Raw genomic sequence first — 14,561 nt, 5'->3', positions numbered from 1 at the left:
TCTCACTAATTTTGCCAGCATGGACATACGCTTTCTCTCCACCTTCCTAGAAGTAGTTAAAACCCGACATTTCGGCAAAGCGGCTGAAAATCTCTATTTAACCCAATCTGCCGTAAGCGCTAGAATTAAGTTATTGGAAGAGTACTTTCAGACAACTTTGTTCATTCGCCATCGCAATAGTATTCAACTTACACCGGCAGGCGAAAAGTTGTTGCCGTTTGCCCATCAGCTCACTGACACGTTACAGGACGCTAAAAGGGAGTTGCAGTTGCAATCGGCGGAATTTGTCGTCTGTGCTGCCACGCAATTAGCCAGTGAACTTGGGTTTACCAGCCTGTTGGGAAAAATTCACACAGCATATCCCGATTGGTCAGTGAAAGCGGAAGTGCTGACTCTGGATAGCTTGTCACGGCAGTTACACGAGCGAACTATTGATATCGCGCTTTCTTCTGAACCTCTTAAATCGGAGGAAATTAATACCGTCAAACTGCTGCATATTCCCCTTGCCCTGTACGCTTTTGACACGGATTTGGAAAGTCCTGACCCCACCACTTTTGTTTCCATTGAGTGGGGATTGAAAGTCAGGGAGTTCCTGCACAAAGAGTTTAGTGGGTTACGGGATGCAAGGCTGAGAACAAATTCTCTGCGTTTGGCCGCGAACAGTTTGTTGGAAGAAGGTGGCTTCGCCATACTGCCTGAATCTATGGCTGAGCGCTTGTTGCCGGCTGCTGGCTTGCGCAAACTGGAAAGGTGGAATGGGTTTTCAACCACGGTGTATTTAAACACCATGAAATCAGTAAAACGCCCGGGGTTACCGCCACTGATAGCGTTGCTGACTGCTTAGCGGCAGTGATGTGTAATATCATACGGCGAAGCGAAATAAAGGGGTTGATGGGGTAAGCACGGGGACGGAGAATGATTTGTAAATCAATTTTATTGCCAATAGCTTGCCTCAATAAACTCTGCCCCAATATACTGTTCGAACGACATCAACGTATTTAAAAACACGTAGTCCGGGTCGGTACAGTGTCGGCCCTCACTGACCATGCCTTAAGGAACTGTCATGACAGCATTACACTCTCTTTTACAAGCAAATGCAGACAAGCGAATGCAAGAAACCATTAGTATAATCGTCGAGAATGATCAGGTTTGGATCCTCAAGGATGAAGACGGGTGTGTTATGCTGACATCTGATGATGAAGATGGTGTGCCAATATGGCCGGAAAAGTCACTAGCGGCATTGTGGGCAACGGAAGATTGGTCTCACTGTCAGACAATGGGGATCACGCTTGATGATTGGATGCACAAGTGGACGCCAGGACTACTCAAAGACGGATTAGCGGTGATGGTTTGTCCGGTGCCAGGGGAAGAAGGTGAAGTGGTCGAGCCGGATGTACTGGCTGAGAAAATACTCGCCAGGAAGTGATCTGACTCACTGTCTGTGTCGTTAATTGTCAGTGGGCATAGCGCGTAACAATTCAGCCGGAGACCGCCAAATGTTAACGTCGCAACTCACGATGCAAGATCTCTTTGCCCAGGTAAGCTTCCTTCGGACCGCCTTGCTTGACGATGCGGGATGGGCGGAACTCAATGACGTGTTAAACGTCCGGCTCCATGCGCCGGGCTAATTCTTACATTTTTTAACAATTCTTATTTCTAATCGATATTCGTTCCCTTAGATCATCGGCTATTTTAACGATACACTGGGATTACACTGTTCCCTGCCCATATCACGGTGAAGTGATTATGGGTCGTTCCTAACGACACAACATTAACGAGTGGGTCCAGTGGAAAATAATGAATTAAAAAGGAATATCGATGTCTACATTTCGCGTTTTGTGTGTTTCGGCGGCATTGCTTGGCAGTACTTTTGGTGCCAGTGCAAAAGAAGGCATGTTCACCCCTGAACAACTGCCCCTTATTGCCGGGGATCTAAAGAAAACCGGGCTGAAAATTTCAGCCAGCTCAATTAATGATCTTACTGCGTTTCCCATGGGGGCCATTGTGTCTTTGGGAGGGTGCTCTGCGTCTTTTGTTTCCCAACAAGGGCTTGCCGTTACCAATCACCATTGTGCAAGAGGGTCGGTTCAATATAACAGCACGCCTGAACACAATTATTTGAAAGAGGGATTTCTCGCGCGCAAGAAACAGGAAGAGTTGCCTGCGGCGCCGGGAACGAAGATGTTTGTCACTGTGGGGTTTGCCGATGTCACGGCGCAAATCACGGGTAATATTGATAACAGTATTCAGGGCCGCGAGCGTTACGATTTAATTGAAGCAAACCGTAAAGCGGTGATTGCTGAATGTGAAGCTCAGCCGGGTTATCGTTGCTCTGTGCCATCTTTTTTCCAAGGGTTGGAGTACAAACTCATTAAGCAAATGGAAATTCGCGATGTGCGTATTGCCTATGCGCCGGCTGATGCGGTGGGCAAATATGGCGGCGATATAGATAACTGGATGTGGCCACGGCATACCGGCGACTTCTCATTCTATCGCGCGTACGTGGGCAAAGATGGGAAGCCTGCTGACTACAGTGAAGACAATGTACCATACAGGCCGAAGCACTTCCTAAAGGTGTCTGCTGCGGGGCTGGATGACGGCGACTTCGTTATGGCCGCTGGTTATCCCGGGTCTACCAATCGATACGCAAGATTAGCTCAGGTATCGTATACCTTCGACTGGCTTTATCCCACCTATCTCGATTTAGTTGATGCCTGGATCAAGACCATAGAAGGTGCCTCAGAACACGGTAGTGATGTGAGAATTAAATACGAGGATCTCTTGGCTGGTTTGAATAACTTTCACAAGAACACACTAGGTCAGTTGTCTGGCGCGAAGCGGGTTGGCCTTGTGACAAGACGGGCAGAGCGAGAAGCTGCACTGGCAGCTTGGCTTGAACAAAACGACAAAATTGATTTGATGCTGGCACTTGATCGCCTTGACGAGGTAACAGAAGCGCAAATTCGTATGAATAAACAAAACTTCTGGTATAACAACTTGTCCCGAGCGCAGTTGTTGTCATTGGCGCAGCGCTTGTACCGCAATGCTATTGAGCGGGAAAAACCCGATGCAGAGCGAGAGTCTGGTTTCCAGGAACGGGACCAGTCTCGTATCAGGGAAGCGGTTGAACGTATTGAGCGCCGCTTTGATCCAACGGTCGACCAGGCAGTTTGGCATAAAATGATAAGCCTCTATTTGGCGCAGCCAGTCGCAAACAGAGTGGCAGCCTTTGACGAAGCATTGGGCTTGACTGACAACACTGATAGTGCCCAGTTAAAACAAAAGTTAACGGCGTTTTATGCCCAGACAATGCTCACACAAGCCGATACACGTCTAAATTGGCTAAATGCAAAGCGGGAAGATTTCGAAAATAGTCAAGACCCATTTATTCGCTTGGCAGTGGCATTGTTTGACACAGAAATGGAGATTGAAGACGAAAGTAAAGCGTTGCTGGGGCAAGCCGTTGCGCTTAAACCTCAGTACATGAAGGCCATTATTGCCTGGCAAAAATCACAGGGTGGGCTGGCTTATCCCGATGCAAACAGTACGTTGCGGGTGACATACGGAACCGTTATGGGGGGAGAGCCTAAGGATGGCATTATTTATAAGCCCTTTACCCGTTTAGAAGGTATTGTTGAAAAAGACACAGGGGAATCACCCTTTGATTCCCCTGAAAAGCAGTTGAGATTGATCAAAGACAAGCAATACGGCCCGTACAGGTTAGATAGCCTTGGAAGTGTGCCGGTGAACTTCCTCACTGATCTGGATTCTACTGGCGGTAATTCTGGTTCGGCGACCTTAAATGCGAAAGCAGAACTCGTGGGGCTGCTGTTCGATGGTACCTTTGAAAGTGTAAATTCGGATTGGGATTTTGATCCTAAGACCACCCGAACAATTCACGTCGATACCCGCTATATGCTGTGGGTGATGGAATACGTGGATGGTGCGACAAATCTGATAGAAGAAATGACCATCGTCAAATAACCGCTTTGCAATGCCCGGTCGGTAACAATACCGCCCGGGCATTGTGTGATCGCATTTCCCTTTTAACAGTACGTAATACTATGTACTTAATTGTGTCATACAGGCTGTTCAGGCCGTTAATATTAGTCCATTATCCTCATTTGCAAACTAACGAGATAACAGGAGATTATTATTAGCGAACTCGTTCCTGGTCCAAAAGATCTATGGTTTCTTCCCTTGGGCGGAACTGGTGAAATAGGCATGAATCTGAATTTATATGGTCACAACGGCCATTGGCTAATGGTCGATTGTGGTGTATCGTTTAACGAGCCGCTCAATCACCATGATGAAGGACCTACCTTTGACATGGTGGCACCAGACCCGACTTTTATCGCTTCGCAGTCAAACCGATTAACCGGGTTAGTGATAACCCATGCCCATGAGGATCACGTGGGTGCAGTTCCCTTTTTGTGGCAGCGTTTCAGATGCCCTGTTTACGCTACGGCTTTTACCGCTGCGGTGTTGAGACGGAAACTCGCTGAGGTCAATATGCTGGGCAAAATTCCCCTTTACGAAATAGATCCTGGATCACTCACTCAGCTTGGTCCATTTACAGTTAAGTGGCTGCAAATAACCCATTCCATTCCCGAGCCTTTTGCTCTGCAGATCTGCACCCAGGTGGGGGATGTACTGCATACCGCTGACTGGAAAATCGATTCTCAACCTATTTCTGGTGCACCGTTTAAGCACAGGTTGTATCAACAACTGGGCGAACAGGATGTGTTGGCGTTGGTGGGTGATTCTACCAATGCATTGAAACCTGGCATGTCGGTATCTGAGCGCACTTGTTACGACGGTTTGCTAGCTACGATAAAACCGTTGAAAGGTCGGGTTGTAGTCGGCTGTTTTGCCAGTAATATTGCTCGGCTCATTAGCCTGGCGAGGGTGGCAAAGCAGACGAATAGGTACATGGGGGTTTTGGGCAGATCATTGCTTAATATGGTAGGTATTGCCAAACAACTTGGTTATTGGCCAGAAGAGCTGGAGTTAGTTGACGCCACCCACCTCGGCTATTTGCCTCCGGAAGAAGTGTTACTGGTGGCAACTGGCAGTCAGGGAGAAAACCGTGCTGCACTGGCTCGGCTGGCGAGAGATGACCACCGCGCACTTTCGCTTGAAAAAGGCGATCATGTCATTTTTTCCAGTATTGTTATTCCCGGGAACGAAGCCGGCGTCTTGCGTTTACTCAAGGGTTTTCACGCCATGGGGGTAAATACCTTACTGAGTGAAGAGAGCCCACTACCTATTCATGCCAGCGGACATCCGTGCGAAGAAGAACTGAAGCTGATGTATCATTGGGTTAAGCCTCAAATAGCCATCCCTGTTCACGGCGAGCCAGCGCATCTTGATGCCCATTGTCAGATTGCAAAAAGCAGCGGTGTGAGGAAAACTTATTCTGGGCGCAATGGTGATTTATACAAGTTAGCGCCCCAGTCAGGTATTCACCGGAAGAAAGTCAGGGTTGGACGGATTGCCATTGAGCGTTAACCCAAGCAGCATTCTTCCTTTTCTGAATATTGTGCTATGGTTCATGTAACACAGGTTTCGTGTTTATCTTTCGTCAAAAGGCGGGCATCCTCCAGAAAAAATGGAACTTTATGGTGCCTTTGTGTGAACGACTGTGGCGGCTACGCCGGTAAAGTGAAGTAATAAACAGATATAACATGCGTGTAAAATCAGTAGTACCGTGGCGTTTTTATGGCTTTTTTTCCACAATTTTTCTGAGCTTTGCTGTGTATTTCCCAGTACTGGGAGAACCTATTATTTCGCATCCCTCCTTCTTAAAGCTCGATAGCTCTGACGGGTTAGCCCAGGAAAATGTCAGAGATATTGTGAGAGATCGGGATGGATTTATCTGGATAGCCACAGAAGGCGGGCTGAGTCGTTTCGACGGTTATCGCTTTGTTACGGTCAGCGGTCCTGACAATGTCTTTGTCAACAATACGGTGACGAAACTCTTCGTTGACAGTGACAACGGCCTGTGGATATCAACGTATAACGAGGGTATCTACCGCTTTGATCTCAATAATAACCAGTTTCAGTTAATTGCCAGGGAACGCTACAAAGACCAACCAGAATGGATCCAATCCGGAGATGCTTTTTCGGAGTTACCTGACGGTGATATTTTAATTGCGCTTGAGCAGAAGATCCTTCGAGTAAAGGGTAAAACCGGCAGCGTTGAAACCCTTTATACGCTTGATGAAGAGCTTCTGGAGGACAACCAGATTGTTCGCGACATACTGCCGGTAGGCGAGCACCTGATAATCGCTACGTCTTCTGATGTCTTTCTGCGTCCGCTCAACGATAACAACGCAGCCCCATTAACACTTGATTACCTGGCCGGCGACAAAAAAAACAAACTTAACGGCAACGCCAAAGTGCTGCATTTGCTGTCCTCAAATCAGTTGCTGGTGGGCACAGTGGGTGGGCTATATCTCATCACCTTTGATCAACCACTTTCCGAAACAACAGCTATTAGCTATCGCAGTGAGCGTATTCTTGCCGATCGGAACGTGTGGACCATTCGCACAGGGAAAAACAACCACTATTGGGCCGGGACAGACCAGGGGTTGTTTTGCATTACCCGTGAACAAGGTCGCATTAAAACTGAACATATGCTGTACCCTATTCTGGAAACGATGGAGTTGGCTGACAAGAGTATCCGCACCATTCTTCCGGATATGTCGGGAAATTTGTGGTTGGGAAGCGAGGCCGGAGGTGTTTTGTATTGGTATGCTCAACCATTGGGAGTTGTCACCATTCAAAATCAGAAAGGGGAGGCCGTAAAGCCGCTGGCAAACAATGTGGTGCTGTCTTTGTATCAGTCTTCACCTGACACGCTTTGGGTGGGTACCAACGCGGGATTAACGCGTTACGATCTCATCCGTGAACAGGGTATACATTGGGGCGGGGATATGCCTGCCGGGTCTGAATCAGGTGTATCATCCGTTCACGCTATTCATCCTGCTGATGAGCGACACTTAATTGTAGAGTCTTATGAGGGCTTGCGGTTATTTAATACGACATCGGGTGAATTTACACCTTTACCCGCCAGTACGACGCTAGCCGAAAAAGTGTTTTCAGACTGGAACTACGGGAGTGCCACAGACAGTCAGGGGCGGGTGTATTTTATTGCTGATGATTTTTACCGCTACGATTACCGACAGGATTTACTGGAAGTCATTCCACTGGCGGAACTCGGGTACAGCGCACAATTTGCATCGGGATTTATCAAAAGCATTGCCCGATATCCCAATGAAATATTTCTGGCCTTACGCAACGGTTTGCTGCTGGTGAATACCGATGACTTCTCGGTACGGACTGTTTTTAAGTACTCAGAAATTCAGCGCAATTTTCAGCGTTCAGTGACCAGTGTGACGGCTGATATGACAGATACCTTGTGGCTTGGCTTTCCCAGCAACGGTTTAATGGCTTTGGACGCAAAAACGTTTTCGCCTAAGCAACATTTAACCGACAGGAACACATTGAGAAGTAATGTGGTGTATAACGTTATTCGCGATGAGGAAGGCGGTGTGTGGTATAGCTCACATGGTTATTTCTCCTACTATTCATCGTTAAATACTGAGATAAAAAACTACTATGCTGGCCAGGATATCAAAGTTTCCGAGTTCAATGATGGTGCTGCATTGCAGTTAACTGATGGTCGAATAGCATTTGGTTCCACTACGGGTCTGATGATTTTTGATCCGACAACGTTAAAAGAAGAAACTAAAAAGCGCGCAAAGAATGTATCGGAAATGGCGATTAGTGGGATATTACTTGATTCCCGCTCGCTGGATAAACCCATGCGTAACCTAAGTGGCGAACACATCAGGCTTCGGCATGATGATTATGGCATTACGATTCAGTTTGCGGCACTGTCTTCGAGTTATCGTATTGATAGTATTTTTAAGTATAAGCTTATCAGGGGGAGCGCGTTAGTCAGTGAATCGGTGACGAAAAACGGTAGCGTAACCTTCGCTTTCTTATCGCCTGGCGAGTATCACTTTGAGGTGCTCCCACTGAAGCAAACCACAGACAGTGTACTTTTGCCCGCAACGCTTTCTTTCACCATTCCTTATCCGCCTCTGCAATCGCCTCTGGCCTACTCAGTTTATGTCTTTTTGTGTCTTATCCTCATTGGCGCGTATTTGTATCACAGGCAGCGGCAGCTCAAGCGTCTGCACCAGGCACAACATCAGGTACGGCTATTTGGAGACGCCTTTCAACACACCCGGGATTGGGTAATGATTTTCGATAAGACCCTTGTCCCTGTTGCCGCTAATCCCGCTTGCTGCGCCGCTTTTGGGTTAGACCGCAGACGTCCCTTGGACAAACAACTTAATCGCTTGTTCGAAAACGCACCCGTACTAGGGAAAACGCTGAAAGATAAGCTGGTCTCGCTGCGATCTGGAGAGTTTTGGAAAAGTGAGGAGAAGCTGCGAGGAGGCGACGGGCAGCAATTTGATGTACTCCTTGAAGTATCAGCAACCGGCGCTACAGATTCTGACGCTGAACCGGACCACTACCTGTTAGTGATGTCGGATATTACCGAACAGAAAAACGCCGAGCGAAAGTTAATTAAAGTGGCAAATTACGATGCATTAACTGGTTTGGTCAACCGCAATTTGTTGTTGGAACGTCTTGAACTGGCTATAGAAACGGCCGGAGACAATTTAGTTGCCGTGTTGTTTGTTGATCTCGACCGGTTTAAAGGTATTAATGATTCACTGGGTCACGACTATGGCGATAAGCTTCTGCGAATAATCGCCAACCGCATGTTAAATATAGCTTCTGACAACGATACTGTATCCCGGCTGGGCGGCGACGAATTCGTCATTGTGATGGAGGATGTGACTTCAAAAGAGCAGGTGGGTGAGCTTGTTACTTCGCTCATTCAGTCATTGGAAACACCTATTTCTCTTGGAGAGGATGTTGTCAGAGTGTCAGCGAGCATTGGGATATCATTTTATCCTGACAATGGCGTTGAGCCCTCTGAGCTGTTGAAACAATCTGATGTGGCAATGTATACGGCGAAGAAAAATACAGTGCATGGTTTCAGTTATTACACCCAGGACATGAACGACAGGGTTCGCGAGAGGCTGATGTTGGAAAACCGTGTGAAGCTGGCCTATCAGGAAAGCCGGTTTTTTAACCACTATCAACCTATTGTAAACGCAAAAACCAATAAGACTGTTGGGGTAGAATTGCTGCTGCGCTGTAGCCTGGCCGATCCTCCGCTGTATCCGTCGGCGTTTATTCCCATTTTAGAAGAATTGAGGTATGTCATTGAAGTAACCCGTCACGCCATGCGGCGTGCGGTAGACGATCTCAAAACATGGTATAGCCAAGGGTTCGATGGCTATTTGTCTGTTAACCTGTCCGCACTTCACTTTAAAACAGAGTTCGATATTGCTGGCACAGTGGCGTTGCTGGAAAATGCTGGGTTACCGCCTTCGGCATTGCGTTTTGAATTAACCGAGAGCATTTTGATGGATGATACGGATGGTGCTTTGCGCCAGGTTGAACAATTCATTGACGCTGGATTCAAATTGGCGTTGGACGATTTTGGCACCGGTTATTCTTCTTTGAGTTATTTGAAGAAATTCCCGCTACACGTGTTAAAGATAGATAAGAGCTTTGTTGATGACATCCAGCCGGGCCATGAAAAAGATGCCTTAGTGCTGACAACCATTAGTTTGGCTGTCAGTTTGCACATGCAATGCGTGGCAGAGGGAGTAGAAACAGGCGAACAAGCCAGTTACTTACTGGACAAAGGGTGCGTATATCAGCAGGGATATTTCTATTCAAGACCTGTACCGGCCAGCCAGGTGCCTGCTCTGCTGCAGACTACCTGGCCTGCGCCCTAACGTTAGGCGTTTCTTTTCACTTGACTGGGAACCGGTAATTCCCTAATTCTCACCCCCGTGGCTGCAAACAGTGCGTTTGTGAGCGCTGGGGCGAAAGGCGGGGTAGATGGTTCCCCTACGCCCGCTGCTGGCGCTGAACTGTCGATTATCTCCACTGTCATTTTCTTCGGTGCGTGCATCATGCGAGCAACCTGATAATTGTGGAAATTACTTTGTTCAATGGCGCCGTCTTTGGCGGATATTTTTCCTAAAGCGCAGCTTAGCCCATAAATGGCACCGCCTTCACATTGCGCTTTAACGTGTTCCGGATTAACTATCGTACCTGCATCAATGGCGGTGAATACGTTGGGAATTGACCAACTTCCATCTTCTTTAACCTCAACCTCAACAACCGTGGCAACATAAGTCAAAAATGAGCGGTGAGCCGCGAGGCCCAAAAAGCGCTTTTCGCGCTTGCGGGACTCCCATCCAGCGATATCACACACCTTTTCGATGACATTGATAAGCCTGCCGGTATCAATGGGGTATTTATCAATAGGATCGCCGTAATTACCGTATTTTGCATCTTCCGCTGTGAGATCGATCACCCTGGCGGGGCCAATTAACGAGAGCAGGTAATCTTTGCTGTCTGTTTTGGCGTAATAAGCAAGTTCGTCTGCAAAACTGTGAATGGCGAAAGCGTGAAAAATATTACATACGCTACGCAACCAACCAATGCGGACGTGATTTACTGCTCGCCCTTTTTCCAACAACATATTAGGTATGGAATACGGATTGTCGGTGAAGCCCAAATCCAACTCACCTGCGCTGGGTGCAGTGATGTCCTTAGCAAAAGTGGTAGAAATTGATGGAAAAGCTGTGCCGTGATGCCAGGCGATTGTCTTGCCCGCCGTATCTTGGACTGCTCGAATGTGCTGTGCGTTTACACTGTGATAATAGCCGTGTTGAATGTCGTCCTCGCGTCGCCAAATCACTTTTACTGGTTGTCCAGCTTGTTGCGAAAGTAGTGCCGCTTCCACTGAAAAATCTGGTTTAGACTTTCTGCCAAACCCCCCGCCGAGCAGTGTTACATTAACCGTGACCTTGTCTTCTTCAACACCGAGGGCCGCAGCTACATTGCTACGGGTCGATTGGGGAGTCTGTGTACAAGCCCATATTTGCACTGTATCACTGTCTACCCAGGCCGTTGCCGCAGGAGGTTCCATAGGTGCCTGTGCCAGCAACGGTGTGAAATATGTGGCTTCAATAACGTTTTCGGCTCCGTCAATGACGGAAATAGCGTCTCCTTTTTTGCGCACAATTTCACCACCTTGTTTGGCGGCAAGGATGAGCGCTTGCTTTTCATCTTCGAACTGATACTGGTTGTGAGTATTCTGTGACCAGGTGATCGCGAGTGCTTTGGCTCCCTGCATAGCCGCCCACGTGTTTTCTGCCAGTACTGCCACGCCGCCCAAGGGTTTAAACAAGGGCGGCGCGGTGGGCACTGGCATGGAAATAATTTTTTTCACGCCCTTTATGGCTTTGGCTGCGGTATCATCCACTTTTGTGGCCTCGGTAAACAAGACCGGAGGGCGAACTATCACAGCTACCAGCATGTTGTCGAGCTGTACATCCTGTCCAAATACTGTGTTGCCGCTAACGACATCGGGTAAATCGATACTTGAGACAGGCTTGCCGACTAATTTGTAGCGAGCTTTGTCTTTTAGTGTGATGTCTGATTCGTCGGGCATGGGCAAGGTTGCTGCCACTGATACCAGTGCTTTAAAATCAATCCGCCTGCCCGAAGGCTTGTGAACAACCGTATGCTGTTCACATTCACAACTATCTGCACTTACGTTCCAGCCTTTTGCTGCAGCGGTTCTGAGCAGTGCTGCTGCCGTGGCCCCGGCCAGTTGCAAGCGGTCTATGTTTCTGCGAATACTTCGTGAACCGTCGGTATTCTGATCGCCGTACTGAGGGTCACCGGTACCTTGTTTCACAACCACCCGTTGCCAGTCGGCGTCCATCTCTTCAGCAATGATTTGAGCGATTGATGTTCGAACTTGTTGACCCATTTCAGAGCGATGACACGTTACTTCCAGTGTACCGTCAGTGTGTAAGGCAACAAAAACGCTAGGGGAGAAGGGCGCGTCATTGTGAACGTTGTCCGTGTTTGCAAAGGCATGTCGACCGGGCAATAGGGCAACCGAAAGCGTTAGTCCAGCGGTGGTAGCTGTCCGTTTGAGGAACGCCCGTCGTGATGTAGACTGAATGTGCTTCATTTTGTACCCTCTGCAGCTCGTTTGATGGCTTTGCGTATGCGTGGATAAGTGCCGCAACGGCAAATATTTCCACTCATGGTTTGCTCGATTTCAGTGTCAGACGGAGATTTGTTTTTTGCCAGCAGCGATGCCGCCTGCATAATTTGACCACTTTGACAATAACCGCACTGCGGAACGTTTTCTTCAGCCCATGCAATTTGCAGCGGATGTTCATTCTTGTCATCCAGACCTTCAATGGTGGTAATACGTTTACCCTCGGCGGCAGATACGGGATATTGACAAGAGCGAACAGCTTCACCGTCGACGTGTATTGTGCATGCTCCGCATAACGCCATGCCACACCCGTATTTGGTACCGGTCATTTTTAATTCGTCTCTGATAAACCACAGTAATGGCGTTTGAGGGTCGCCATTGAACTCACGTGTTGTTCCGTTAACGGTCAGTTTCATTGTTTTTTGCCTGTGTCTGTTTTACGCATACGAAACCAGCTTTTGCGTCAGTAATCAACTGTGCTGCGATGAAAAAGTGATAAAACTGGCTAAATGTAGCACAAATGTAACACTGATGTTGAACCGTTACGTGCTCCCAATGGGTATTTTTTGCTGACAAAAAACATAAAATGCATTTACTTTGGTGTGAAATGACTTTTAAGATGGTCTTACCAGATTTATTATGTGAAAAAAATGTAAAGTCGGGGCTTAGGCTACTGCACGAAGGGGAAATAACGCTGATGAATGCTACTGCTGTCTCAGAAAATCACGAAGTGCGCTGTTCGCCACTCGCCATGTTGTATCACTGGGAGTCTCATCGTCCGGATGATGTTTATTTAATACAGCCCGTTGAGGGGCGCTACCGCGAATACACCTTTGCAGAGGTTGCCGATCTCGCTCGTCGCGTTGCCTATCAGCTCCAGGCCATGGCGCTGCCCGCGGGGAGTCGCGTTGGTCTGTTCGCAAAAAATTGTGCAGAGTGGTTTATTGTTGATTTAGGTATTATGATGGCGGGCCATATTTCTGTGCCTGTGTTTGCTTCAGCTGGAAGTGATACTCTGAATTATGTGATACGCCACGCCGACATTCAGGTGTTGTTTGTCGGTAAACTCGACAACCCGTCGGCACAGCTGCCCGCGATTCCAGCAGATTTACCCACCGTTGCGCTGCCTTACCCGAACCTTCCCATGGAAAGGCAGTGGGATACCTTTATAGATTGTCCAGCCATTGATGCTTCCCCAGACAGAGATTTGGATGACATAATGACCATCATCTACACGTCTGGAAGTACCGGCGAACCCAAAGGAGTGGTTCACAGTTTTAAAACCGTGTGCTGGGCAGCAGCAAACTCCCTTGATTCGCTGACTTTCTCTCAAACAGACAGAATGATGAGCTATTTGCCTTTAGCGCATATCACTGAGCGGGTGTTAGTTGAACTGGCGAGTTGCTACGCCGGTGGGAAAATTTATTTTGTGGAGTCGCTGGAGACATTTCAGCGTGACGTTCAATATTGTCAGCCGACACTGTTTATATCGGTTCCCCGTTTATGGACAAAATTTCAGCATGGCATTTTGGCTAAGATGTCTCAGCGAAAACTCTCTGTATTGTTGAAAATTCCATTTGTCAGCGGAATGGTTAAGAAGAAAATTCAAGTCGGCCTTGGTCTTCGTGAAGCTCGTTTACTCGCCAGTGGCTCAGCGCCTCTCGCGCCATCCATTATTGCTTGGTTCAATGCCATAGGCGTGAATATTAGCGAGGGCTGGGGAATGACAGAAAACTGTGCCTATGGCACAGCTTGTGTGCCTTTTAGAAAAGATAAGATAGGCAAAATCGGTAAGCCGTATCCGGGGGTCGACATTCGCGTGGCGGACGACGGCGAGATCCAGGTGAAATCACCCTGTAATATGGTGTCTTATTATCTTGACCCAGGCAAAACCGCAGAGGCATTTACCAGTGACGGCTACTTGCGTACAGGCGATAAAGGTGAGAAAGATGAAGACGGATACATCGCTATTACCGGGCGATTGAAAGATATTTTCAAAACAGAGAAGGGCAAGTATGTCACACCCGCGCCTATCGAAGCGAGAATTATGGAAAACGACGCTGTTGAACAAGTTTGTGTTGTTGGCACCGGCTTACCTCAGCCTATCGCTCTGGTGGTATTAGGAGAAGAGGCGCTGAAGCAACCGAGAGCAGATTTAACCACCCGTCTGTTGAGTACGTTAGACGCATTAAATAGTTGTTTAGAAAGCCACCAAAAACTCGATAGAATTGTGGTTGTTGACGAAGAGTGGACAATTGAGAACGACATGCTAACACCAACGCTAAAAGTTAAGCGGCACGTACTGGAGAGTCGTTATAAATCGATAATACTGGCTCAGTATGACGCTAAAGTTGAGTGGGTTTCAATGTGATTG

The 14,561-nt window shown here is 47.8% G+C and carries 8 protein-coding genes; 6 read left to right on the top strand and 2 right to left on the bottom strand.

Annotation, left to right across the window (positions count from 1 at the left end; translation table 11 throughout):
- The first annotated feature begins 19 nt into the window (after positions 1 to 19).
- From KO518_RS15525 to KO518_RS15500, 5 genes are all read left to right on the top strand, one after another.
- Positions 20 to 844 carry a LysR family transcriptional regulator gene (locus tag KO518_RS15525; RefSeq protein ID WP_216026697.1) on the top strand — a complete coding sequence of 275 codons (825 nt, stop codon included), beginning with the start codon at positions 20 to 22 and terminating at the stop codon, positions 842 to 844.
- Positions 845 to 1,063: 219 nt separating this feature from the next.
- Positions 1,064 to 1,426 (top strand): DUF2750 domain-containing protein, encoded by a 363-nt coding sequence (locus KO518_RS15520; protein WP_216026696.1) that lies wholly within the window; start codon positions 1,064 to 1,066, stop codon positions 1,424 to 1,426.
- Between the two features lie 392 nt (positions 1,427 to 1,818).
- A complete protein-coding gene (locus tag KO518_RS15510; RefSeq protein ID WP_216026694.1) occupies positions 1,819 to 3,984 on the top strand; it encodes a S46 family peptidase in 2,166 nt (721 codons plus the stop codon).
- Between the two features lie 240 nt (positions 3,985 to 4,224).
- A complete protein-coding gene (locus KO518_RS15505) occupies positions 4,225 to 5,511 on the top strand; it encodes a ribonuclease J (protein WP_216026693.1) in 1,287 nt (428 codons plus the stop codon).
- Between the two features lie 176 nt (positions 5,512 to 5,687).
- Positions 5,688 to 9,893 carry an EAL domain-containing protein gene (locus tag KO518_RS15500; protein ID WP_216026692.1) on the top strand — a complete coding sequence of 1,402 codons (4,206 nt, stop codon included), beginning with the start codon at positions 5,688 to 5,690 and terminating at the stop codon, positions 9,891 to 9,893.
- A gap of 2 nt (positions 9,894 to 9,895) precedes the next feature.
- Here KO518_RS15500 and KO518_RS15495 read toward each other — a convergent pair whose 3' ends face one another.
- Together KO518_RS15495 and KO518_RS15490 are read right to left on the bottom strand one after the other, a co-directional pair.
- A complete protein-coding gene (locus tag KO518_RS15495) occupies positions 9,896 to 12,154 on the bottom strand; it encodes a xanthine dehydrogenase family protein molybdopterin-binding subunit (protein WP_216026691.1) in 2,259 nt (752 codons plus the stop codon).
- A complete protein-coding gene (locus KO518_RS15490; RefSeq protein ID WP_216026690.1) occupies positions 12,151 to 12,603 on the bottom strand; it encodes a (2Fe-2S)-binding protein in 453 nt (150 codons plus the stop codon). The genes KO518_RS15495 and KO518_RS15490 overlap by 4 nt, the downstream gene beginning before the upstream one ends.
- Positions 12,604 to 12,884: 281 nt before the next feature.
- Here KO518_RS15490 and KO518_RS15485 point away from each other — a divergent pair, with 281 nt between their 5' ends.
- Complete coding sequence (locus KO518_RS15485; protein WP_216026689.1) at positions 12,885 to 14,558, top strand: AMP-binding protein; 1,674 nt, start codon at positions 12,885 to 12,887, stop codon at positions 14,556 to 14,558.
- Positions 14,559 to 14,561: the final 3 nt, after the last annotated feature.

The sequence above is a fragment of the Aestuariibacter sp. A3R04 genome, assembly GCF_018860805.1.
In the GTDB taxonomy this organism is placed as follows: Bacteria; Pseudomonadota; Gammaproteobacteria; order Enterobacterales; family Alteromonadaceae; genus Alteromonas.
The sequence above is the reverse complement of the archived record's forward strand: the minus strand, read 5'-3'. Positions and strand labels throughout refer to the sequence as shown.